The organism is Pseudomonas sp. PHC1 (assembly GCF_046487845.1).
Lineage (GTDB): Bacteria > Pseudomonadota > Gammaproteobacteria > Pseudomonadales > Pseudomonadaceae > Aquipseudomonas > Aquipseudomonas sputi.
The window spans coordinates 189,757-210,318 of record NZ_JBJXHJ010000008.1 but is presented as its reverse complement, the minus strand read 5'-3'; the positions used below and the strand labels follow the sequence as shown (position 1 = coordinate 210,318).

The 20,562-nt window shown below is 59.8% G+C and carries 16 protein-coding genes and 3 pseudogenes; 13 read left to right on the top strand and 6 right to left on the bottom strand.

The features are described 5' to 3' along the window. Window positions 1-161: 161 nt before the first annotated feature. The 3 genes and pseudogenes from ACKJSM_RS14395 to ACKJSM_RS14385 all read left to right on the top strand — a co-directional run. A pseudogene (locus tag ACKJSM_RS14395) lies at window positions 162-365 on the top strand (methylmalonyl-CoA epimerase); the annotation flags it as partial. 79 nt (window positions 366-444) lie between these two features. Then, window positions 445-1,989: a class I SAM-dependent methyltransferase gene (locus ACKJSM_RS14390; RefSeq protein WP_410238020.1), complete on the top strand. Its 1,545-nt coding sequence runs from the start codon at window positions 445-447 to the stop codon at window positions 1,987-1,989. 183 nt (window positions 1,990-2,172) lie between these two features. Beyond that, window positions 2,173-3,705 carry a diguanylate cyclase gene (locus ACKJSM_RS14385; RefSeq protein WP_410238019.1) on the top strand — a complete coding sequence of 511 codons (1,533 nt, stop codon included), beginning with the start codon at window positions 2,173-2,175 and terminating at the stop codon, window positions 3,703-3,705. On the opposite strand, the gene ACKJSM_RS14380 is transcribed toward ACKJSM_RS14385, so the two are convergent. Together ACKJSM_RS14380 and ACKJSM_RS14375 are read right to left on the bottom strand one after the other, a co-directional pair. Beyond that, a complete protein-coding gene (locus ACKJSM_RS14380) occupies window positions 3,684-4,808 on the bottom strand; it encodes an alkene reductase (protein ID WP_410238017.1) in 1,125 nt (374 codons plus the stop codon). The two genes, ACKJSM_RS14385 and ACKJSM_RS14380, sit on opposite strands and share 22 nt — an antisense overlap. A 116-nt stretch (window positions 4,809-4,924) precedes the next feature. Beyond that, window positions 4,925-5,602 carry a type 1 glutamine amidotransferase domain-containing protein gene (locus tag ACKJSM_RS14375; RefSeq protein WP_236181845.1) on the bottom strand — a complete coding sequence of 226 codons (678 nt, stop codon included), beginning with the start codon at window positions 5,600-5,602 and terminating at the stop codon, window positions 4,925-4,927. 210 nt (window positions 5,603-5,812) lie between these two features. Here ACKJSM_RS14375 and ACKJSM_RS14370 point away from each other — a divergent pair, with 210 nt between their 5' ends. The 3 genes and pseudogenes from ACKJSM_RS14370 to ACKJSM_RS14360 form a co-directional block, all read left to right on the top strand. Beyond that, window positions 5,813-6,397, top strand: a complete 585-nt coding sequence (locus tag ACKJSM_RS14370) for a TetR/AcrR family transcriptional regulator (RefSeq protein ID WP_410238015.1) — start codon at window positions 5,813-5,815, stop codon at window positions 6,395-6,397. Between the two features lie 145 nt (window positions 6,398-6,542). Then, window positions 6,543-8,669: a TonB-dependent siderophore receptor gene (locus ACKJSM_RS14365; protein WP_410238013.1), complete on the top strand. Its 2,127-nt coding sequence runs from the start codon at window positions 6,543-6,545 to the stop codon at window positions 8,667-8,669. Then, window positions 8,587-8,911, top strand: a pseudogene (locus ACKJSM_RS14360) (hypothetical protein); the annotation flags it as partial. The gene ACKJSM_RS14365 and the pseudogene ACKJSM_RS14360, both read left to right, overlap by 83 nt. Window positions 8,912-8,937: 26 nt before the next feature. Here ACKJSM_RS14360 and ACKJSM_RS14355 read toward each other — a convergent pair. Beyond that, entirely contained in the window at window positions 8,938-9,876 is a 939-nt protein-coding gene (locus ACKJSM_RS14355) for an AraC family transcriptional regulator N-terminal domain-containing protein (protein WP_410238012.1), read from the bottom strand. 21 nt (window positions 9,877-9,897) lie between these two features. Continuing rightward, entirely contained in the window at window positions 9,898-10,731 is an 834-nt protein-coding gene (locus ACKJSM_RS14350) for an oxidoreductase (RefSeq protein WP_410238010.1), read from the bottom strand. 190 nt (window positions 10,732-10,921) lie between these two features. Between ACKJSM_RS14350 and ACKJSM_RS14345 the strand changes: the two genes are divergently transcribed. Continuing rightward, window positions 10,922-11,905: an alpha/beta hydrolase gene (locus ACKJSM_RS14345; RefSeq protein WP_410238008.1), complete on the top strand. Its 984-nt coding sequence runs from the start codon at window positions 10,922-10,924 to the stop codon at window positions 11,903-11,905. An 11-nt stretch (window positions 11,906-11,916) separates the two neighbouring features. On the opposite strand, the gene ACKJSM_RS14340 is transcribed toward ACKJSM_RS14345, so the two are convergent. Continuing rightward, complete coding sequence (locus tag ACKJSM_RS14340; RefSeq protein ID WP_410238006.1) at window positions 11,917-12,795, bottom strand: LysR substrate-binding domain-containing protein; 879 nt, start codon at window positions 12,793-12,795, stop codon at window positions 11,917-11,919. Between the two features lie 104 nt (window positions 12,796-12,899). Between ACKJSM_RS14340 and ACKJSM_RS14335 the strand changes: the two genes are divergently transcribed. From ACKJSM_RS14335 to ACKJSM_RS14320, 4 genes and pseudogenes are all read left to right on the top strand, one after another. Next, window positions 12,900-13,325 (top strand): VOC family protein, encoded by a 426-nt coding sequence (locus ACKJSM_RS14335; RefSeq protein WP_410238004.1) that lies wholly within the window; start codon window positions 12,900-12,902, stop codon window positions 13,323-13,325. A gap of 113 nt (window positions 13,326-13,438) precedes the next feature. After that, complete coding sequence (locus ACKJSM_RS14330) at window positions 13,439-14,698, top strand: cation:dicarboxylate symporter family transporter (RefSeq protein WP_410238002.1); 1,260 nt, start codon at window positions 13,439-13,441, stop codon at window positions 14,696-14,698. A gap of 154 nt (window positions 14,699-14,852) precedes the next feature. After that, window positions 14,853-15,911, top strand: coding sequence for an alkene reductase (locus tag ACKJSM_RS14325; RefSeq protein ID WP_410238000.1), 1,059 nt, complete (start codon window positions 14,853-14,855; stop codon window positions 15,909-15,911). A 73-nt stretch (window positions 15,912-15,984) separates the two neighbouring features. Next, window positions 15,985-16,366: pseudogene (locus ACKJSM_RS14320) on the top strand (nuclear transport factor 2 family protein). 40 nt (window positions 16,367-16,406) lie between these two features. Here ACKJSM_RS14320 and ACKJSM_RS14315 read toward each other — a convergent pair. Next, window positions 16,407-18,266 carry an ABC transporter ATP-binding protein gene (locus ACKJSM_RS14315; protein ID WP_410237998.1) on the bottom strand — a complete coding sequence of 620 codons (1,860 nt, stop codon included), beginning with the start codon at window positions 18,264-18,266 and terminating at the stop codon, window positions 16,407-16,409. A 165-nt stretch (window positions 18,267-18,431) separates the two neighbouring features. Here ACKJSM_RS14315 and hchA point away from each other — a divergent pair, with 165 nt between their 5' ends. Both hchA and ACKJSM_RS14305 read left to right on the top strand, forming a co-directional pair. Beyond that, the gene (gene hchA / locus ACKJSM_RS14310; protein WP_236181839.1) at window positions 18,432-19,310 is read left to right on the top strand and encodes a glyoxalase III HchA; all 879 of its coding nucleotides are present in this window, start codon (window positions 18,432-18,434) and stop codon (window positions 19,308-19,310) included. Next, complete coding sequence (locus ACKJSM_RS14305; RefSeq protein ID WP_410237996.1) at window positions 19,307-20,026, top strand: PA1136 family autoinducer-binding transcriptional regulator; 720 nt, start codon at window positions 19,307-19,309, stop codon at window positions 20,024-20,026. Before hchA ends, ACKJSM_RS14305 begins: the two co-directional genes overlap by 4 nt. Window positions 20,027-20,562: the final 536 nt, after the last annotated feature.

The following is a 20,562-nucleotide window of genomic DNA, read 5'->3' as shown; positions in this document are numbered from 1 at the left end:
ATGTGAGAGTAGGTCATCGTCAAGATTAAATTCCGAAACCCCAATTGCGAAAGCAGTTGGGGTTTTGTTTTGTCCGCGGGAAAGTGTTTGCTCGCGTCAGCGATCACGTTGATGGTTACCATCTGCGTCCGTTCGGCAGGAATCAGGCAATGCTTCGCCCCCCCGACATCGAAAAAGCCTACGACGAACTGGTCGCTGAAGGCGTACAGCCTGAAGATGAAAACGGTAAACCGTTGGCCCGCGAACACCTGCAATCGCCGGCAGGAACACGCATCATCTGGTTGCCCAGACGGTTCGGTCACTTCTCGATCGAGGTTCTTGAGGAACAGACGCTGGAGGCGTTTATCCAGGAGGCGTTTGCCTGATCACTTTCCTCTTGTGATACGCCATGGCTACCCCGTATAAGAGCGACTTTCACTTCCGATATAAGAAAAGGGTGCACGCATGAGCAATGCCTGGAACGAGGGATACTTCACGGACGAAGGCTACACCTACAGCTACAGCCGGGAAATCAATCCGGTTTTCCAGCGATATTGTCTGCTGTTGCGCGGTTTTGCCACGCTGGAGAGTAGCGACGGTCACCACTGTGAGCTGGGTTTTGGTCAGGGTGTTTCGATCAACATCCATGCGGCGGGCAATCCGGGCTCTTATGTCGGCACCGACTTTCACCCAGGTCAGGCGTCCCATGCCATCGCGCTTGCAAGCGACTGGGGCAGCGATGCGCGACTGTATGACGACAGCTTCGAGCAGCTACTGGCCCGTCATGATTTGCCTCAGTTCGACAGTATCAGCCTGCATGGCATCTGGACTTGGGTCAGCCGCGATAACCACAAGTTGATCGTCGAGTTCGCCCGTCGTCATCTCAAGCCAGGTGGCCTGCTGTACGTCAGTTACAACTGCTTCCCGGGCTGGTCACCTCAGGCACCATTGCGCCAACTGTTCAGCCTGCACGACCGTTTCGTCAGCCAGGCCTCTTTGCGTCCGGATCAACGTATCGACGCCGCGCTGCAGTTTTCCGAAGCGCTGCTGGCGGCAAATCCTAAATATGTCAACTCCGCGCCTGGGCTGGACTCCAAGCTCCAGAGCGTCAAAGGTCAGGATCGCCAGTACGTCGCCCATGAGTATTTCAACCGCGACTGGAACTGCATGTATTTCACCGATGTGGTTGATGCCCTGGCGGCCGCCAAGCTCGATTACGCCACGACAGCGGTGCCGCTGGACTCGGTCGACCCACTCAATCTGAGCGCCGAAGGCATGGACTTTCTGGAGGGCATCGACCATCCCGTCATGCGTGAGCAGGCGCGTGACTATTTCGTGAACCAGAGTTTCCGCCGGGACCTGTATGTGCGCGGCGCCAACAGGTTGTCCGCCTTCGAGCACCGCGAGCGTATGCTCAGCACGCGCTTCGTCCTGTTGCAGGCCGCCGACAGCGTGCCGGCCAACGTCACCGGTCCGGCGGGCGCAGCCACCTTGCAGGCAGAGATCTATGGCCCAGTACTCGCCGCACTGGCGGAGGACGCCTATGTGCCGAAGACCTTGCGGCATTTGCTGGATCTTTTGCCCTCCTTGGCCTATGGCGATGCGGAGCAGGCCCTCAACGTGCTGATCGCCATGAGCGCCGTGGCGCCCTGTCAGAGCGAAGCGGCCGAAAAACTGGTGCAGGCCCGCTGCAATAGCCTCAACCTGCAGCTGTGCAAGCGTTCGTTGTATGACAACAAGATTCAGACTCTGGCGAGTCCGGTGACCGGAGGTGGCGTGACGGTCAGTCGCTTCCAGCAGCTGTTCCTGATATCAATCAAGCAAGGTAAAAAACACCCGGCTGAATGGGCGCAACTGGCATGGGCCATCATCGGTGGTCAAGGCGAAGGTCTGCTCAAGGATGGTAAGGTCCTGACCACCGCTGAAGAAAATCTTGCCGAACTGACCGGGCAGGCTCAAGCGTTTGCCGAGAGTACTCTGGTGATTCTCAAGGCTTTGAAAATCGTCTAGTCGAGAAGAGGGACGGCAGGAGATCCTCGCGTCGCCTGCCGTCGTCCGGCACATTTCGAATTCTTGCGCAAAAACCAAAACGACGGTACCGCGGCGGACATGCCGCCAAGGACGTGCGGTCGATGTAATGCACTGGTCAAATAGTAGCGGTGACGGAAATCGGACTTTCCATAAGGTACTGTCGTGAAGCGTGATACTCACCTCGTAATGCTCTTGCTGTTGGTCATCGGCTGTTCCCTGGCATCGCTGACGATCTGGAAGGTGCTGGGCTCCAGGGATCGAGCACTGGATGAGGTCAACGTCGACGGGTTGAACCTGACGCAGGCACTGGCGACTTATTCCGAAGGCATTGTCCGGCAGAGCTCTCTGCTTCTGCTCGGACTCGTCGAACGTCTGGAAACCGAGGGCAGTGGCCCTGCGCAGGTCGAACGGCTGAAAACACTGATCAACCGGCAGCAACCGCTGATGCCGCAGATGAGTGGCATCACTATCTACGACAACAAGGGGCACTGGTTGATGTCATCCAGCCGGCCGATTCCTGTCGGTGCCAACAGCAGCGACCGTGCCTATTTCACTCATCACCGCGATGATCCATCCCGCGAGCCTTTCATCGGCCCGCCGATCCGCAGTCGCTCGAATCAGGAATGGGTGATTACCATCAGCCGGCGTTTCAATGACGATCACGGGGAGTTTGCCGGTGTAGTGGCGGTCACCCTGGGGGTGGAAAACTTCCTGCGGCTGTTCGGGCAACTCGATGTGGGGCAGGAGGGTGCCATCGGCTTGTCCTATACCGACGGTACACTGCTGGTTCGTTATCCCTTCCGCGAACAGGACATGGGGCGCAACTTCTCCAAGTCGCCGATCTATGCGAAATACCTGGTGGACCAATCGGTCGGTACCGCTTCCTTCACCTCCAGCCTGGACGGCGTTGAACGGCTCTATGCCTTTCGCAAAAGTGAAACGTTGCCACTGATCACTACGGTTGCGCTCGGTAAGCGCGAAGCCCTGACAGCGTGGCGACTCGAAGCGCTTCTGTCGATAGGTGTGGTCGCCACGCTATTGGGGCTTACCGGCATCATCGGCTGGTTTCTGATTCTCGATATCCGTCGCAGGACCCAGGTGGAAGGCGAACTGCGGGACACTCAACAGCAATTGCTCGGTACGAACCGGCAGCTGGAATTGTTGGCGATGAAGGATGCGCTGACCGATCTGGCAAACCGGCGGTGCTTCGATCAGACCCTCGAGATGGAAGCGCGCCGGGCGAAGCGTGACGGGACTTCACTGGCATTGCTGATGATTGATCTGGACTATTTCAAGCTGTTCAACGATTCCCAGGGGCATGTGGCCGGCGACGAATGTTTGCGGCAGGTGGGCAGAATCCTCGAAACCTGCGTGCGCCGGCCGTCCGATCTGGTGGCGCGCTATGGCGGTGAAGAGATGGCGGTGATCATGCCCGGGACCGACAGTGACGGTGCGGGAGTCGTGGCGAGACTGATTCTGGAACGATTGGCGCACGAGCCCATTGCTCATCCGACCAGTCCATTTGGCCGAGTGAGTGTGAGTATCGGCATCGCGGCCGCCACAGGGTCGCGACTGGACACGGTACAAGGCCTGATCGCTGCGGCAGATCAGGCGCTGTATCAAGCCAAAGCAGCGGGCCGTAACCAGCTCGCCAAGCGTGTCGCCAGCGAAAGCTACTCTGCGTACACCGGGTAATCCACATAGCCTTCGGCCTGACCGCCATACACCGTGGCCGGGTTCAGCGAGTTCAGCGGCCAGTCATTGGCGATGCGTGCGGGCAGATCCGGGTTGGCGATGAACGGGCGACCGAAAGCCACGAGATCGGCCAGTCCGGATTCAAGCAACTGTGCCCCGCTTTCGGCGTTGTAGCGGCCCGCATAGATGATCGCGCCGCTGAAGGTGTTGCGCACCGCTCGACGGAACGTCTCCGGCATCACTGGCGCGTCGTCCCAGTCGGCTTCGGCGATGGACAGGTAGGCGATGCCGACGTCTTGCAGCACCTTGATCGCTTCGATGTAGGTGGTGTGCGGGTCATCCTCGACCATGCCCAGATAAGTCCGCGCTTCATCGGTGGTGGTGAACAGCGGCGCGAAGCGCACACCGACTTTTTCCTTGCCGATGCACTCGGCGACCCCGGCCACCACTTCGCGCAGAAAGCGCAGACGGTTATGCAGCGAACCGCCGTATGGGTCGGTTCGCAAGTTGCTGTGGGCGGAGATGAACTGGTTCACCAGATAACCATTGGCGCAGTGCAGCTCGATACCGTCGAAACCGGCGTCCATGGCATTGCGCGCCGCCTGGATGTACAGCTGAACCAGTTCCTGGACTTCCTCGGTGGTCAGTGCGCGAGGCGTGGACGGTGGAACCAGAGTGCCAATGCCAGGCCCGGTCTCGATGAAAACGCTGACCCGATCGGTGGCGACGGCGGAGGGCGCCACTGGCGCGGCGCCATCGGGTTGCAAAGCACTGTGCGATACGCGTCCCACATGCCAGAGCTGGGCGAAGATCACCCCCTCCTTGGCGTGAACGGCCTCGGTGACCTGGCGCCAACCGGCAATTTGCTCAGGCGTATGAATACCCGGTGTCCAGGCGTAACCCTGGCCACGGGGTTCGATCTGGGTGCCTTCGGTCACCAGCAAACCTGCACCGGCGCGTTGTTGGTAATACTCGGCCATCAATTCATTGGCGACATTGCCCGGTTGAGTGCTGCGCTGACGAGTCAGGGGCGGCAGGACGATACGGTTTTTCAGGGTGTGGTGGCCCAGAGTGGCGGGGGTGAAGAAGCGGCTGCGGTTCATGGATGTACCCTGGTCATGGTCTTATTAGACCGGTCAACTATTTGAGGGACGAAAAAAGAACACCGTGCAACACACACGGTGTCCGGATCAGTCGTTCGAGGGTGGAGCGAAAAGTTTCAGCCGAGCAGCTTCAGCAATTTTTCGGCGACCGCTGCCGAGCTGGCGGGATTCTGCCCGGTGACCAGTTTGCCATCCGTCACCACGTGTACCTGCCAGTCGGCGACTTTGGAATAGCGGCCGCCAAGACGCTGAAACTCGTCTTCGATCAGGAACGGCACTACGTCCGTCAGACCGACCGCTGCTTCTTCGGAGTTAGTGAAACCCGTCACTTCGCGATGCTGGATCAGCGGTTTGCCATCTGCGTCGACGACATGACGCAGCACCCCCGGCGCATGGCAGACGAAGCCATGGGGCTTGTTACGGCGCGCGAAGGCTTCGATCAGGGCAATCGAATGCTTGTCTTCGGCCAAGTCCCAGAGCGGGCCATGCCCACCTGGATAAAACACGGCATCGAAGTCTTCGGCGTGGACATCGGCCAGGCGGCCGGTGTTCGCCAGTGCCTGCTGGGCCGCAGGGTCCTGGCGGAAACGCTCGGTTTCAGCCGTCTGAGCGTCGGGCTCGTCACTCTTCGGATCCAGCGGTGGCTGGCCGCCTGCGGGTGAAACCAGGGTGATGTCGGCGCCGGCGTCCTTGAAGGCGTAGTAGGGGGCAGCGAACTCTTCGAGCCAGAAGCCGGTTTTCTTGCCGGTGTTGCCGAGTTGATCGTGGGAAGTCAGAACCATCAAGATTTTCATAGAGCACCCTGGGTTGGTCTGGCGGCGTTCATGAGCAAGGGATTCGCACAGGATCGACACCGGGGAAAAGGTTTGTCGGAGCGCAGCATAGTTTCCAAATAGACCAGTCGTCTAGTAATTTTTTCTCTGAAGCTTTTTCATGGACAGGTGTGGCAAACTCGCGTTCCTTTGAGATAAACGACTGGTCTATTGCCTGGTAATTCGCGCCCCATGAAACCGACCTACGACGACACCCGCCAACATTTGCTCGACACCGGCCACCGGATGATGGCCGAAAAAGGCTTCACCAGTGTCGGCCTGAACGAGATCCTGCAGACCGCCGGCGTGCCCAAGGGCTCGTTCTATCACTACTTCAAATCCAAGGAACTCTACGGCCAGGCGTTGCTCGAGGATTACTTCGTCGACTACCTGGCCGACATGGAGCGACGCCTGACGCTGCCGGGTTTGAGTGCTCGTGAGCGGCTGATGGATTACTGGCAGGGCTGGCAGGATCGCTGCACCCTGGAAGGCCATGGTGACGAATGCCTGGTGGTGAAACTCAGTGCCGAGGTGGCTGACCTGTCCGAAACCATGCGCCTGACCTTGCGTGACGGCGCCGAGCGAGTGGTGGCGCGTATCACCGAGAGCATTGAACAGGGCCAGGTCGAAAAAAGCTTGCCTGAGGGGGATGCCCGACAACTGGCCGAAACTCTGTACCAGCTGTGGCTGGGGGCCAGTTTGCTGAACAAACTGCAACGCACAGGGCAATCGTTGAGTACGTCGATGGCGACCACGAAGCGCCTGTTGACCGTGTGAGGAAAGGATAAACGCAAGAGGTTGAGAGTCAGCTGCACAAACGAATGGGAATGCCTATCAATTGCGCGGCGAGTGGTATACCATCCGCCGCGTTTTGCTGGCAGTTATACCCTTCGTTCTGGCCTATCCGTAAGGTTCTCCCCTCATGCGTCGAACTCTGCTGTCCATCTGTGTGTTGCAAACGTTGTCTCCCTTTGCGTGGGCCGAGCCCTCCGATTCAACGGCATCAGTGCTGGAGCTGGATGCAACCGATGTGGTCGGTACCGTGGATTACGAAAGAGCGGACGGCCCGGTAGTCGGATATCGCGCGACCCGTTCGGCCAGCGCCACCCGAACCGATACCTCGATCCATGAAACCCCGCAATCGATCAGTGTCGTCACCAAAGATGCGGTCGAAGACATCGGCGCCACTCGGTTGCAGGACGCACTGGATTACGCGGGCGGAGTCGGGCGTGCCAACAATTTCGGCGGCCAGGGACTGACCACGTTCACCGTGCGCGGATTTACCACCGGCGAGTTCTACCGTAATGGTTTCCCGATCAACCGCGGTTATCCGAACATGCCGGATGCCAACACCATCGAGCGTCTTGAGGTCCTGCGCGGGCCGGCGACCATGCTCTACGGCCGTGGCGATCCCGGCGGTACCTTCAATGTCGTTTCCAAACAACCGTTGCCTGAGCGCACGGTCACACTGGGCAGCCAGTTGAATGACCAAGGCATGCAGCGCGGTACCCTGGATGCTTCCGGCCCGCTCGATGAAGAGGGACGTCTGGCCTACCGCCTGAACGTGGTGGGCGAGGGCGGCGAAACCTTCCGCGATCACGTCGAAACCGAACGCTACGGCGTGACCCCGGTGCTGACCTGGCAAGCCAGCGATGACACCCGCGTGATCTTCGAGGGTGACTTCATGCGTAACAACCATCCGCTGGACCGGGGCGCGACGCGTTATCCACGGCAGATCGGCACGGCCTCCCGCGACACCTTCTTCGGAGAACCGGACGCTGGCAAGTTGCACAACGACAACAACATGGCGCAATTGCGCTTCGAGCATGTGCTCAATGAGGACTGGACGCTCGGCGGTGGCTTCCAGTGGCTCGACGGAACCTTGCAGGGCAATGCCATCGAAGCCAACGGCATTGCCGCCGATGGCCGGACCCTGGGACGGAATTTCAACTATCGCAAGCTGGAGTGGACGGACAAGGACACCCAGCTCAACCTGACCGGTCACTTCTCCACGGGCGGCCTGCAGCACACGTTGCTGACCGGTATCGAATACGAAGATTACGACTACCAGTCGATCATCCAGCGCTCCAGCGGCGCGGTGAGTGCCTATCCGATCGATATCTTCAATCCGGTCTATGGTCAGCCCCGTCCGGCCCTGACGCGCACCCCGACCCACGACAAGGAAAACCTCAAGACCTACGCCGCGTTCGTGCAGGACCAGGTGGCGCTGACCGATCGGCTGAAGGTCCTGGCCGGTGCCCGTTTCGAACGCTTCGAGCACGACTACGAAACCTACGTGCCCGGCGGCAAAAACTGGCAGGCCAGCGACAATGCCGTCACGCCGCGCATCGGTGTGACCTATGACCTGACCGACACCCTCGCGGTCTATGCGGACACCGCACGCTCTTTCAAACCCAATACCGGCGCAAGCCGACAGGGCGGGGGCTTCGAACCGGAGAAAGGCAAGTCGTGGGAGATGGGGGTCAAATGGGAAGCGCTGGAGCATCAGCTGAGCGTTGACGCGGCGATCTATCAGATTGAAAAGCGCAATGTCCTGACCACTGACCCTGTGGACTCGACGTTCAGCGTCGCTGCCGGGGAAGTGCGCAGCCGAGGATTTGACCTCAATGTCGCCGGCAACCTGACCCCCGAGTGGCGTGTCATCGGCGGTTACGCTTACGTCGATGCCGAGGTGACCAAGGACAACGTGATCCGCTCCGGCACGCGACTGATGAACATCCCGAAAAACAGCTTCAGCCTGCTGAATGTCTATGAGTTTCAGGACGGAGCCCTCAGAGGTCTGGGTCTGGGGACCGGCCTCAAATATGTCGATGAGCGCGCGGGTCAAACGGCGAACACCGCGTTTTCGATGGGGAGCTACACCGTTGTCGACCTGCTCGGGTACTACAAGGTCAATGACAAGGTACGCCTCAATCTGGACCTGAAGAATCTGTTTGACCGGGACTATGACGAGGGTGCATTCGGTAACGTCTACGCCTATCCGGGGGCGCCGAGAACGGTGCAGGTCGGTATTTCTTACACCTTGTAGTCCGTACGGCGCGGGTAACGCCGGCCGGCATCGACACGAATACTTCCAGATCCTGATCAACTTCGGTGGCGACAGGGTGCGGCACATTGGCGCATAACGCACTGGGATTCACCCTGCCGCACCGCGTGCAGGTGATCCCACACCCGGCGAACAGCCAATTCGTGGTGATCAACGTTTCCCAGACCTTTGTGTTGGCGCACTTGCAGTGCGATCCGATGGATCTGGAAGAGGTCTCGATCCTCCTGCGTGCGATTAGCTGCTCAACGCTTTAATGCGACGAAACATAGACCGAGGGCGACGTCGGCGCAGGCAACGCGTACGTTGCCTTCATCCACTCGATCTCCGCTTGCGGTGTCCGGCCGAAGAAACGTTTGAATTCGCGGCTGAACTGCGAAGCGCTTTCATAGCCGACACTGAACGCCGCCGCTGATGCAGTCATGGCGTGGCGCAGCATCAGCAATCGCGCCTGATGCAGGCGCGTCGACTTCAAATATTGCATGGGGGAGGCGTCCGTCACGCTGCGAAAATGCAGATGAAAACTGGGCACGCTCATGCTCGCTTCGCGGGCCAGTTGCTCGACGTCCAGACGCTCCTGATAGCTGCTGTGGATCTTGCGGATCGCCCGCGTCACCTTGCCGAAGTGCCCTTGCCGATTGAGTGCGGCGCGCATCGAGCCGCCTTGTTCGCCGGTCAGGATGCGGTAATAGATTTCCCGCAACAGCGACGGCCCCAATATCTGCGCCTCACCCGGAATGCTCATGGCTTCGAGAAAGCGCAGCGTTGATGCGCGCAGGCGGTCGTCCATCGGCGAGGCGTACATGCCCTTGGGGGGCGCATCACTCGGGCCGTGAATCTCATCCACTTGCTGCATCAACTCGCTGGCCACCTGGAAATCCAGTTGCAGATAGATCGCAAGCATCGGCTCATCTTCAGAGGCGTCGGTCTCCATGGTGAAGGGGATCGGAACGGACACCACCAGATAGTGCTGGGCGTCATAGACGTAGACGTCATCGCCCAGATACCCGCGCTTCTGCCCCTGACAGAGAATCACGATGCCGGGGTCGTACAGCACCGGCGTGCGGGTCAATGGGCGGTTCGAGCGCAGGAAGCGCACGCCTTCCAGCGCACTGAGGTTGTAGCCCTCGACGGGCGCCAGCGTTTCCATGAGTTGCACCATGCGCGAAATGCCTGGGTCGGCCTGTTTCATCGGGTTCTCTCTGTGGGCCGTTCAATGGTCGGTGGAGCGGGTCAGCGTTTCCCATTCATCGATCTCGCTGGCGGCACGTTTCAACTTGTCGCGCACCAGGCTCAATGCATCGCTGCCCAGCAACAGATGCGCTGGCGGAGCGGGGCTGGCGATGATCTGCAACATCGCCTGCGCGGCTTTGCGCGGATCACCGAGCTGCTTGCCGCTCTTGTCTTCGCGGGCCTTGCGCACCGGATCGAAGCTGGCGTCATAGTCGGCGATGCTGCGGGGCGTGCGCTGCATCGAACGACCGGCCCAGTCGGTGCGAAATGAACCCGGTGCGACGGCGGTCACGAAGATATTGAACGGCGCCAGTTCCTGGCTCAGGGTATCGGAGATGCCTTCGAGGGCAAACTTGCTGGCGCAGTAGTAGGCAATGCCCGGCATCGTGATCGTGCCGCCCATCGACGTGATATTGAGAATATGACCCGCCCGCCGCTGGCGAAAGAACGGCACAAACGCCTTGGTCACCGCGACCGCGCCGAACACATTCACGTCGAACTGGAGGCGCATGTCCTCAAGCGGCGACTCCTCGAAAATGCCTTCGTGGCCGTAGCCGGCGTTGTTGACCAGCACATCGACCGGGCCGTGGGTCGCTTCCACAGTCGCCACGACACTCTCAATCCGCTCGAAGTCTGTGACATCCAGCAGCACGCCGTACGCATTGTCGCTGGACAGCGCCTGAAAGGCTTGCAAGTCGGCTTCGCTGCGCACGGTGCCAATGACGCGGTGACCAGCGGCCAGTGCTTCCTTGGCCAGCGCGTGGCCGAAGCCGCTGCTGACGCCGGTGATGAAGAGGGTTTTGGTGGTGGTCATGACGGGCTCCAGTTAATGCGGTTTCAACTCATGGTATCCATCGAAGAAACACTCACCTATGTCGGTTTGTCTTTGATCATTGCCTATTCCTATCAACGGCGCGACAAACGGCCAATGAGCTTTTTGCGTTGCTCCAGGCATCCAGACTGGAACAGACCGCAACCGCTGATATCCTGCGCAACAACCGCCGATGAGCCAGGACGAAATGAAGACATCAACCCGTTGGCCCGCAGACGATAAAGAGTTGGCGCAATTGCGCGCGTTCAACCGCAAGCTTGCCCGGCTGCCGCGCTTTCGCATCCGCAATCGCATCACCCCACGGGCGATTCAGTTGTTGTTGCGCCTAAGCCAATTGGGCGGCGCAAGAAAGTTGCTCAAGCACGGGCTTAAGGCCGAACGAAAAGTGGTGGGTGTCGACGGCGCGTCAGTGCCGGTGCGGATTATTCGGCCAAATACAAAGGCCAAAGGCGTAGTGCTGGATTTCCATGGCGGCGGCTGGGTCATCGGCAACGCGCAGATGAACGATCCCCTCAACATCGCCATGGTGAAAGCCTGCGATGTGGCAGTGGTCTCGGTCGACTATCGGCTTGTGGTCTCGACTCCGATCGAGGGCGTCATGCAGGACTGCCTCACGGCGGCCCGCTGGCTGCTGAGCGATGACTGCCGCGAGTTTGCGAACCTGCCCGTCATCGTCGTGGGCGAGTCGGCAGGCGGCCATCTCGCCGCCGCGACCCTGTTGCAACTCAAACAGTGGCCTGACCTGCTCGAACGGGTGAGCGGGGCGCTGCTGTATTACGGCGTCTACGACCTGACCGGAACCCCCAGCGTACGCAACGCCGGGCCCGATACCTTGCTGCTGGACGGGCCGGGGATGGTTGAAGCGCTGCAAATGCTCACTCCGGGATTGAACGATGAAGAACGCCGGCAGGCGCCGTTGTCACCGCTGTACGGTGACTTCACCGGTTTTCCGCCAGCGTTGATGTTTGCTGCGGAACTGGATCCGCTCAGGGATGACACGCTTGAGTTGGCTGAGCGTTGGGGTAGGGCGGCGGAAGTGGAGGTACATCTGTTGCCGGAAACCGCACATGGGGTGATTCATTTTCCGCTGGGGTTGGCGGGGAAAGTGCTTGGGTATAGTCGTGCGTGGGTTGCGGGGCGGCTTGTTGAGGGCTGAGCCATCGACCCTCACTCAGCCGCCACCTTGAATTGCTCGAGAATAAGTTCAGCCAATGTCCTGACAGGCTCGGTGAAACTTCGCCGAGGCCTGTGCACCAGTCCGATATCACGATGGAAGGTGTGTTGGCCGAGATCAAGCGCCCGCACACCTGACGGCCATTGCTGATGGGTGGCCGTCTGCGGCACGAGCGCGACCCCTACGCCATTTTCCACCAGCCTGATGATGGCCTCCAGCTCATCCAGCTCAGAGACTTCACGCAAAGTGAAATGCATCTGTCGCAGGAAACGATCGACCTGCCTGCCGCCGAAGGATGAGCGGTCATAGCGAATGAACGGCAGGCTTGAGAGCAGTTCGATCCAGTCTTCTCCCGGTACGTCCTTGGGCACGATCAGACGGTAGGGTTCAAGCGCCAGCGTGGTCCAGCGCAGATCGCTTTGAAGCGAGAAGGGCGGCCGAATGATCGCTGCCATGTCGATTTCGCCGATGTCCACCAGATTCACCAGCTCCATGGAAAGACCGGGCACGACACGCGTTCGGCATTCCGGGCACTGCTGGTGAAACCTGGCGAGTGCGTCCGGGAGAAACGATCGCTGGACTGAGGCGATAGCGCCGACGTTGACCAGAATGCTGGTGGAAAGACCGACGGTGGTCGATCCCAGGTTGTCGTAAAGACGAAGCAGCTCCTGCGCCTGAAGCAGGACTTGCTGGCCCATCCTGTTGAGGTGGGCCGAGCGTCCTTTTCTGTCGAATATTTCAAAGCCGAGCTCGGCTTCCAGGCGTTGAATCTGGGCGCTCACCGCCGCCTGGGTGAGGCCTATCCGGTTGCCGGCAGCCGCGAAAGTGCCTTCCCGGGCGACGGCAATGAGGGTCTTGAGTTCTTTGATCATTCACAAATATTAGTTGTGTTTCTGAGAAATATATATTGATTTTTTTGCTGTCAGTGTCGCCCTACGATGTGCTCACCAACCACAAAAACCGTATTGGAGTCCTGATGAGCCTTTCGCCATTCCACCTCGCCATCCCCGTTTACAACCTGGCTGCAGCCCGCAGTTTTTACGGAGAGGTCTTTGGCCTGGAAGAGGGTCGTTCCAGTAACCAATGGGTCGACTTCAACTTTTACGGGCATCAACTGGTGATTCACGAACACCCGAAAACCGCGTCTCAGGAAAGCGTTCACAGCAACCCGGTCGACGGGTACGACGTTCCTGTTCCTCACTTCGGCATCATCCTGGGATGGGAAGAGTGGGAAGCGCTGGCAGAGCGCCTCAAGTCTTTCGGTACCGAGTTTGTGATCGAACCTTACATTCGATTCAAAGGACAGGTTGGCGAGCAAGCCACCATGTTCCTGTTCGACCCTTGCGGCAATGCCCTCGAATTCAAGGCCTTCAAGGATATGAGCCAGCTCTTCGCCAAGTAAGAAACGCAATGGCACAACGGCGTTGTGCCATTTGATCTCAAGTGAGCTGGAAGCTCATGACTCTAGCAACTGCCGATTGATGCAGTCCTTTCATTCCAACAAGAAGGCTAGACATGAAACGTGTTCCCCTGGTGTGGCAAATCGTTGCCGGGCTGTTGCTTGGCGTGCTCGTTGGTTGGTACTTCAATACCCATCCGCAGTATCAGTCGTGGGTCAGCACGGAGATCCTGAAACCGCTTGGCGATATCTTCATCAAGATGATGAAGATGGTGGTCGTGCCTATCGTGTTCTGTTGCATGATCCTGGGTATCGCCGGAGGCGGGGATAACAAGTCGTTCGGCCGGATGGGCATCAAGTCGCTGGGCTATTTCTTTGCGATCACCGGCCTGGCCATCGTGATCGGCCTGTGTTTCGCGAACCTCTTCGAACCCGGTACGGGCACCGATATTTCGGGCATCGCACACGGTGCTGCCGCCATCACGATGGAGCCTTCGAAGGGCGCGCTCGTGATTGTGCAAAACATCGTTCCGGATAACTTTCTGGTGGCGATGTCCGAGGCGAAGTTGCTTTCTGTGCTGTTCTTCGCGGTGTTGTTCGGTGTCGCGCTCAACGCATTGCCCAGGGAGAAAAGTGCACCTGTGGTTGCGCTGGTCCAAGGCATTTCAGATGCGATGTTCAGGATCGTCTCGATCGTCATGGCCTATGCCCCGATAGGGGTGTTCGGCATGATCGGTGCGACCGTCGCTACCTTCGGCTTTGCCTCTTTGCTGCCCTTGCTCAAGTTGATTGGAGTGGTCTATCTGGCGCTGATCGTCTTTGTATTGGTGGTACTCGGAGGAATCAGTTACCTGATCGGCGAGAACATCTTCAAGTTGATCAGGTATTTCCGCGACGAGTTGATTCTTGCGTTCTCCAGTGCTGCCTCTGCAGCGGTCATGCCGCAGTTGATGAGCAAGCTGGAGAACTACGGCGTACCACGGCGCATTGTCAGTTTTGTGGTGCCAGTGGGGTACGCGTTCAACCTCGATGGCGCGTCGATCTTCCTCGGCGTGGCGACAATTTTCATCGCCCAGCTTTATGGAATCGATCTGTCGCTTTCTCAGGAAGTCCTGCTGGTGGTGACCATGGTGCTGACCTCCAAAGGTGCTGCCGGGGTGCCTGGATTCGCCATCGTCATCCTGTCGGCCACGTTGGCGTCTGCCGGTCTCCCGCTGGAGGGCGTGGCACTGATCGCCGGCATCTTCAGGATTATCGACAGCGGCACCACCACCCTGAATGTGTTGGGCAATGCGATCGCGCCCCTGGTGATCGCCAAATGGGAGAGGGTGACTCTAGAGCCTTCGCGCACCCTCCCGGACGTACAAAAGGCCTGACGATCATAAGGAGCGCTGGCGGCGCTGCACGAGTAAACGCCTGCTGATGTACAGGCGATTTTTTTCATCAAGTTACTAGACGACCGGTCTGATATTGAAGGTATGCAACATGATTGATAACAGTCGCAACACGGATCTTTTTTCTCCCATGTAAATGGGCGCCCTGCAATTGGCCAACCGGATTGTCATGGCGCCCGTGACTCGCAGCCGGATGGCTGAAGACGGCGTTCCGAACGAACTGCACGCGACTTACTACGCACAGCGCGCGAGTGCCGGCTTGATCATTGCCGAAGCTACAAACATTTCGGCGCAGGGGCGCGGCTACGCTATGACGCCGGGGATCTGGTCGGACGCGCAGGTGGCGGGCTGGAGAAAAGTCACGGACGCCGTCCATGCCGCAGGTGGCGGGATTGTCAGCCAGCTGTGGCACGTGGGGCGTTTTTCCAGCGTCGAGTTGCAGCCCGACCGCGCCGCTCCCGTTGCGCCGTCGGCGATCAAGGCAGAAGGCAGCACCTACACCGAGAACGGCTTTGTCGAAGTGTCGATGCCCCGAGCGCTGGAGACATCGGAGATTCCCGGCATCATCGAGCAATACAAGCGCGCCGCTGAAAATGCCAGGCGTGCCGGTTTCGATGGGGTGCAGGTTCATTCGGCGAACAGCTATCTGCTCGACCAGTTTCTGCGTGACTCGACCAATCAGCGCACTGACCGGTATGGCGGCACCATTGAGAACCGCGCCCGACTGACGCTTGAAGTCACTGAAGCGGTGATTTCGATCTGGGGCAGTGACCGCGTCGGCATTCGTCTTTCGCCGGTCACGCCCGATGCCGGAAACACACCTCCCGACAGCAATGTCATGGCGACCTACGGATATCTGATTCAGCAGCTCAACCGGCTCAATCTGGCCTATCTGCACTTCGTCGAAGGCGCCACCGCGACCTCGCGTACGGTTCCTGATCGCGTTGATCTGGATGCATTGAGCGCGCAGTTCGAAGGCCCCTTTATCGGCAATAACAACTACGACCTCGAGATGGCACTGGAGCGCCGGGCACTGGGCCGGGTTGATGCGGTGGCGTTCGGGCGTCTGTTCATTTCCAACCCCGACCTCGTGGAGCGCCTGCGTCGGGGCACCGAACTGACCATCGCGCCACGCGAGAGCTACTACGGCGGCGGCGCCAAGGGCTACACCGACTGGCCAGCGGCTGACCATTGATTTGTGCGCCCTGCACCGGATCGGCGCAGGGCGGCTTGATTGAAAAAACATTCACAGCAAACAGGAGTTCATCATGAGCCATCCAACTTACGTGCAGGAATACAACGCAATCGTCGAAGTGCTCAGCCAGTACAACGAAGGTGGAGCAAAGGCTGACAGCGCCTTGATGAAGCCCGCGTTCAATGCGCAGGCGACCATGTTTGGGGGTTGACGACGGCAAGCTAGTCGGCGGCGCGATCCAGAATCTGTATGACGTCATCGACACCGCGTTCCGTCCATCCCCCGAAGCCGAAGCCGCCATCGTTCGCATCGATATCGTCGGCACGGCTGCGAGTGCCCGGGTCGATACCGACAACGTGTCGGGGTTCCGTTTCACCGACTTCTTCAACCTGCTGAAGGTAGACGGCAAGTGGACGATCGTCAGCAAGATCTACCACACCCACCCGAGCGCCTGAGCCCTCGTCTTCTGCCCCGGCAGTAACGGGGCAGCACCGTTTACGCCTGATCCATCGCCTCGGCGACGCCCTGATCCTCACCCAGAAACCCGCCACTCTGGTGCTGCCACAGCCGCGCATAGGTGCCGTTTTTCGCCAGCAGTTCGGTGTGGGTGCCTTGCTCGATGATGCGCCCCTCATCCATGACAATCAGGCGATCCATCGCCGCAATCGTCGACAGTCGATGCGCAATCGCGATCACAGTCTTGCCTTGCATCATTTCATCGAGGCTTTCCTGGATGGCGACTTCGACTTCCGAATCGAGGGCGCTTGTCGCTTCGTCCAGTAGAAGGATCGGCGCGTTCTTGAGCATCACCCGGGCGATGGCGATGCGTTGGCGCTGGCCACCGGAAAGCTTGATGCCGCGTTCGCCCACCAGCGTGTCGTAGCCGGTGTGGCCCTGGCGGTCGCTGAGCTGGTTGATGAAGCTGTCGGCCTGGGCGTTGGCGGCGGCACGCTGGATCTGTTCGTCGGTTGCGTCCGGTCGGCCGTAGGCGATGTTGTCGCGAATGGAGCGATGCAGCAGGGACGTGTCCTGAGTGACCATGCCGATCGCGCTGCGCAGACTGTCCTGTGTCACCTGTGCGATGTTCTGGCCGTCGATGCGAATCTCGCCGCGATCGACGTCATAGAAGCGCAGCAGCAGGTTGATCAGCGTGGATTTACCGGCGCCGGAGCGGCCCACCAGACCGATTTTTTCCCCCGGACGGATGCTCAGGCTCAAGCCGTCGAGCACCTGGCGTTCGCCGTTGTAGTTGAAGCTCACGTTGTCGAATTCGACGGCGCCGCCGGAAGGCACCAGCACGCCGGCGTCCGGCGCATCCTGCACTTTGGGGCCACGGGTCAGGGTGTCCATGCCGTCCTGCACGGTGCCGATGTTTTCGAACAGCGACGTCATCTGCCACATGATCCAGTGCGACATGCCGTTGATGCGCAACGCCATGGCCGTGATCGCCGCCACGGCCCCGGTGCCGACGTCGCCCTGATGCCACAGCCACAAGGCGTAGCCGCCGGCGCCCATGATCAGCCCGACCACCAGCGCCTGATTGACGATCTCGAACTGGCTGACCAGACGCATCTGGCGGAAACCGGTCTGCTTGAAATCCTCCATCGCCGCCCGGGCAAAGTGCGCTTCACGTTTGGAGTGGGAGAACAGTTTCACCGTGGTGATGTTGGTGTAGGCGTCCGACACCCGGCCCGTCATCGACGAACGTGCATGGGCCTGTTCCTGTCCGACCTGGCCCAGGCGTGGCACGAAATACAGCATTGCCAGCCCGAACAGCGCGACCCAGGCAATGAACGGCAGCATGAGCTTCAGGGCGAAGCCGCCGGCCAGCGCGATAATCGCAATGAAGTAAACGCCGATGCCCGGTGCGATCTCGATCACAGTGAACAGCACCTCGCGCACGGCCAGTGCGGTCTGCATCACCTTGGTCGTGACCCGGCCGGAAAATTCGTCGGAAAAGAATGAAAGGCTCTGGCGCAGCATCAGCCGATGAAAATCCCAGCGCAGACGCAGCGGCAGATTGATCGCCAACACCTGATGCTGAACCAGGGTGCGCAGCGCCACCAGCCCGACGCTGGTCAGCAACACGATACCGATGCCCCACAGCACACGGCTCTCCTGGCCGTTCGCAGCGCCGCCGGCCTGCCAGGTCGAGAGCAGATCCACGACCTGGCCCAGAAAGGAAAACAACCAGGCTTCGTAGATCGACACACCGGCACTGAGCAGCGCCAGCGCGAGGATATAGCCGCGAGCGCCACGGGTGCAGGCCCACAGGAATCGCGCCAGACCGACCGGCGGTGGCGGCGCTTCGTCGGGCGGGAAGGGGTCGAGCCGTTGTTCAAACAGGCGAAGCATTGGGGGTCTCCGAATTCATCAGTTGCGGGGGATTCTGCCACTTATCGATCACATTGAGGGGCCGCAGGTTCAGCGCATGATCTTTTGAGGGAAAACCCTCATTGTTGTAACGCTGACGCCTTACTAGCATGAACTCCGACGTTGACCCACTCGATGGAGAGCACCATGGCTACCACGCAGACTGACGACAAGCGCCCAACCCCTGATCCTGCCGAGGACAACGCGTTTTTCCCCTCGCCGTATTCCCTCAGCCAGTTCACTTCACCCCAATCCGATCTCAGTGATGCCGAATACCCGAACCGTTACAAGGGCGGGCGCTGGAAGGTCCTGATGATCGGCGCGGACGAGCGCTATCTGTTGACCGACAACGGCACGATGTTCTCCACGGGCAATCACCCGGTTGAAACGCTGCTGCCGATGTATCACCTGGACAAGGCCGGTTTCGGCTTCGACGTCGCGACGCTGTCGGGCAACCCGGTCAAGTTCGAGTTCTGGGCCATGCCCTCCGAAGACGCCGAAGTGAAGGGCTTCTACGAGCAATACCGCGATCAGTTCAAGCGTCCGCTCAAGCTGTCCCAGGTGATCGAACAAGCGCTGGGCGAACATTCGGACTACATCGGCGTGTTCATTCCCGGCGGGCACGGTGCGCTGATCGGCCTGCCGGAAAGCGAGGACGTGAAGAAGGTCCTGCAATGGGCCGTCGCCAAGGACAAATTCGTCATCACCCTGTGCCACGGCCCGGCAGCGTTGCTGGCGGCCGGCCTCGGTGAAACAAAAGACTCGTGCATCTTCAACGGTTACCGGATTTGCGCCTTTCCCGATGCCCTGGACGCGACGACCCCCGACATCGGTTACATGCCCGGCCACCTGACCTGGAAGTTCGGCGAGCAGTTGCAGGCGCTCGGTGTGGAAATCACCAACCAGGGCATTTCCGGGGCCACGCTTCAGGATCGCAAACTGCTGACCGGTGACAGTCCGCTGGCGGGCAATGCACTGGGCAAACTGGCGGCGGCCGCGCTCCTGAAAGAGGTCACCTCGGGGTGAGCTCCGGACCTGCCGAGGCACTCTTGCGCGCCGCCCTCGACATCGAGGCGGCGCCCACGCTGGCGACGATCCAGAAGGTCGTCCGCAGTTTTGCCGGGGCCTATGGTTACGATCGATTCGTCCTGTTTTCCGCCACCTCGGCATCGGAGGACGTGGTCGAGCGCATTTACTGGGTGGAAGGCAACTGGTTTGGCGACGGTATTGGCGTCGACGCCGAGACCTACGTTCAACGCTGCCCCGTGACTCGCCACCTGCTGGACGTCCGCGAATCCTTCTTCTGGAGCAAAGTGCAGGAGGAGAACGGCGAACTGTATCGGGTGGTTCGCGTGCCGAGTGGCCCGGGCGTGCATGGTTTGCAGATTCCGGTCTTCGGCCCGCAGGGGCTTGAAGGTGCCATGAGCCTGGGCGGCGAACAGATCGATGCCTCGGCGCGGATTCGTCTGGCGCTGGGCATGCTCGCCTCGGTGGCGTTTTACTCCGCCCGGCGATTGCTCGAAGCGCCGCTGGACGAGGCGTCCGGCAGGCTGTCGAACCGTGAACGCGAAGTGCTGGCGTGGGTCGCCGCCGGTCGGCGGCAGGCTGACATCGCCGCCACCCTCGGTTTGTCCGGGCGCACGGTGGAAAATCACCTGCGTTCGGCCCGTCGGCATCTCGGCGTGGCCACCACCGCCCAGGCCATCAAGATTGCCATTCGCAAGGGTGAAATAAAGGGCTGAAACCCGGGCGCACAGCGGATGCTGAAGCGCGTTTCGCGCGGCCGGCGCGATGTTTTGCGGATTCCTTCGTTTCAACATGCCAGAGGCTTGCATTGGCGCATTTTTGACATCCCTGTCTCTTTGCCATCGTCACAATCGAGTAGGAAACATCCGATATTTATTTCGCAAAATTCCTACATTTTGTTTGCCTCCCTAACAAAAAACGTGGTTATTATCCGCCGGCGCTTCGGGTCACAAACCCGGCGCCAGAAGATTGCCGCGTGTCCACAGACCCGGCAGTCGCAGCCGATCGGGACCACCCTGGCGCTGTCATCCCCGCGCAGGTTGTTCCTCGTCGTTGACCCTCAAATGGAAGTCGAGGTTTCAATTGGTCACGCGGTTTGCAATCGTCGATGCAATGAACGGGGCGACCTCTGTCGCCAATGATCCGGCCCACTTTCCAGTTGCCTGCGCCGACCGCGCGGCGGCATTTTTCTCCAGCCTGTCTCCCCCCGAATTTCTGCGTGTGCCCGCGTTCAACGCGAGTCTGCACGCGC

Excerpts from the sequence above, each read along its gene's own strand:
- ACKJSM_RS14335 (WP_410238004.1), top strand. The coding sequence starts at position 12,900 with ATGAGCCTTTCGCCATTCCACCTCGCCATCCCCGTTTACAACCTGGCT.
- ACKJSM_RS14390 (WP_410238020.1), top strand. The coding sequence starts at position 445 with ATGAGCAATGCCTGGAACGAGGGATACTTCACGGACGAAGGCTACACC.
- ACKJSM_RS14350 (WP_410238010.1), bottom strand. The coding sequence starts at position 10,731 with ATGACCACCACCAAAACCCTCTTCATCACCGGCGTCAGCAGCGGCTTC.
- ACKJSM_RS14315 (WP_410237998.1), bottom strand. The coding sequence starts at position 18,266 with ATGCTTCGCCTGTTTGAACAACGGCTCGACCCCTTCCCGCCCGACGAA.
- ACKJSM_RS14370 (WP_410238015.1), top strand. The coding sequence starts at position 5,813 with ATGAAACCGACCTACGACGACACCCGCCAACATTTGCTCGACACCGGC.
- ACKJSM_RS14375 (WP_236181845.1), bottom strand. The coding sequence starts at position 5,602 with ATGAAAATCTTGATGGTTCTGACTTCCCACGATCAACTCGGCAACACC.
- hchA (WP_236181839.1), top strand. The coding sequence starts at position 18,432 with ATGGCTACCACGCAGACTGACGACAAGCGCCCAACCCCTGATCCTGCC.
- ACKJSM_RS14355 (WP_410238012.1), bottom strand. The coding sequence starts at position 9,876 with ATGAAACAGGCCGACCCAGGCATTTCGCGCATGGTGCAACTCATGGAA.
- ACKJSM_RS14325 (WP_410238000.1), top strand. The coding sequence starts at position 14,853 with ATGGGCGCCCTGCAATTGGCCAACCGGATTGTCATGGCGCCCGTGACT.
- ACKJSM_RS14345 (WP_410238008.1), top strand. The coding sequence starts at position 10,922 with ATGAGCCAGGACGAAATGAAGACATCAACCCGTTGGCCCGCAGACGAT.
- ACKJSM_RS14380 (WP_410238017.1), bottom strand. The coding sequence starts at position 4,808 with ATGAACCGCAGCCGCTTCTTCACCCCCGCCACTCTGGGCCACCACACC.
- ACKJSM_RS14330 (WP_410238002.1), top strand. The coding sequence starts at position 13,439 with ATGAAACGTGTTCCCCTGGTGTGGCAAATCGTTGCCGGGCTGTTGCTT.
- ACKJSM_RS14365 (WP_410238013.1), top strand. The coding sequence starts at position 6,543 with ATGCGTCGAACTCTGCTGTCCATCTGTGTGTTGCAAACGTTGTCTCCC.
- ACKJSM_RS14340 (WP_410238006.1), bottom strand. The coding sequence starts at position 12,795 with ATGATCAAAGAACTCAAGACCCTCATTGCCGTCGCCCGGGAAGGCACT.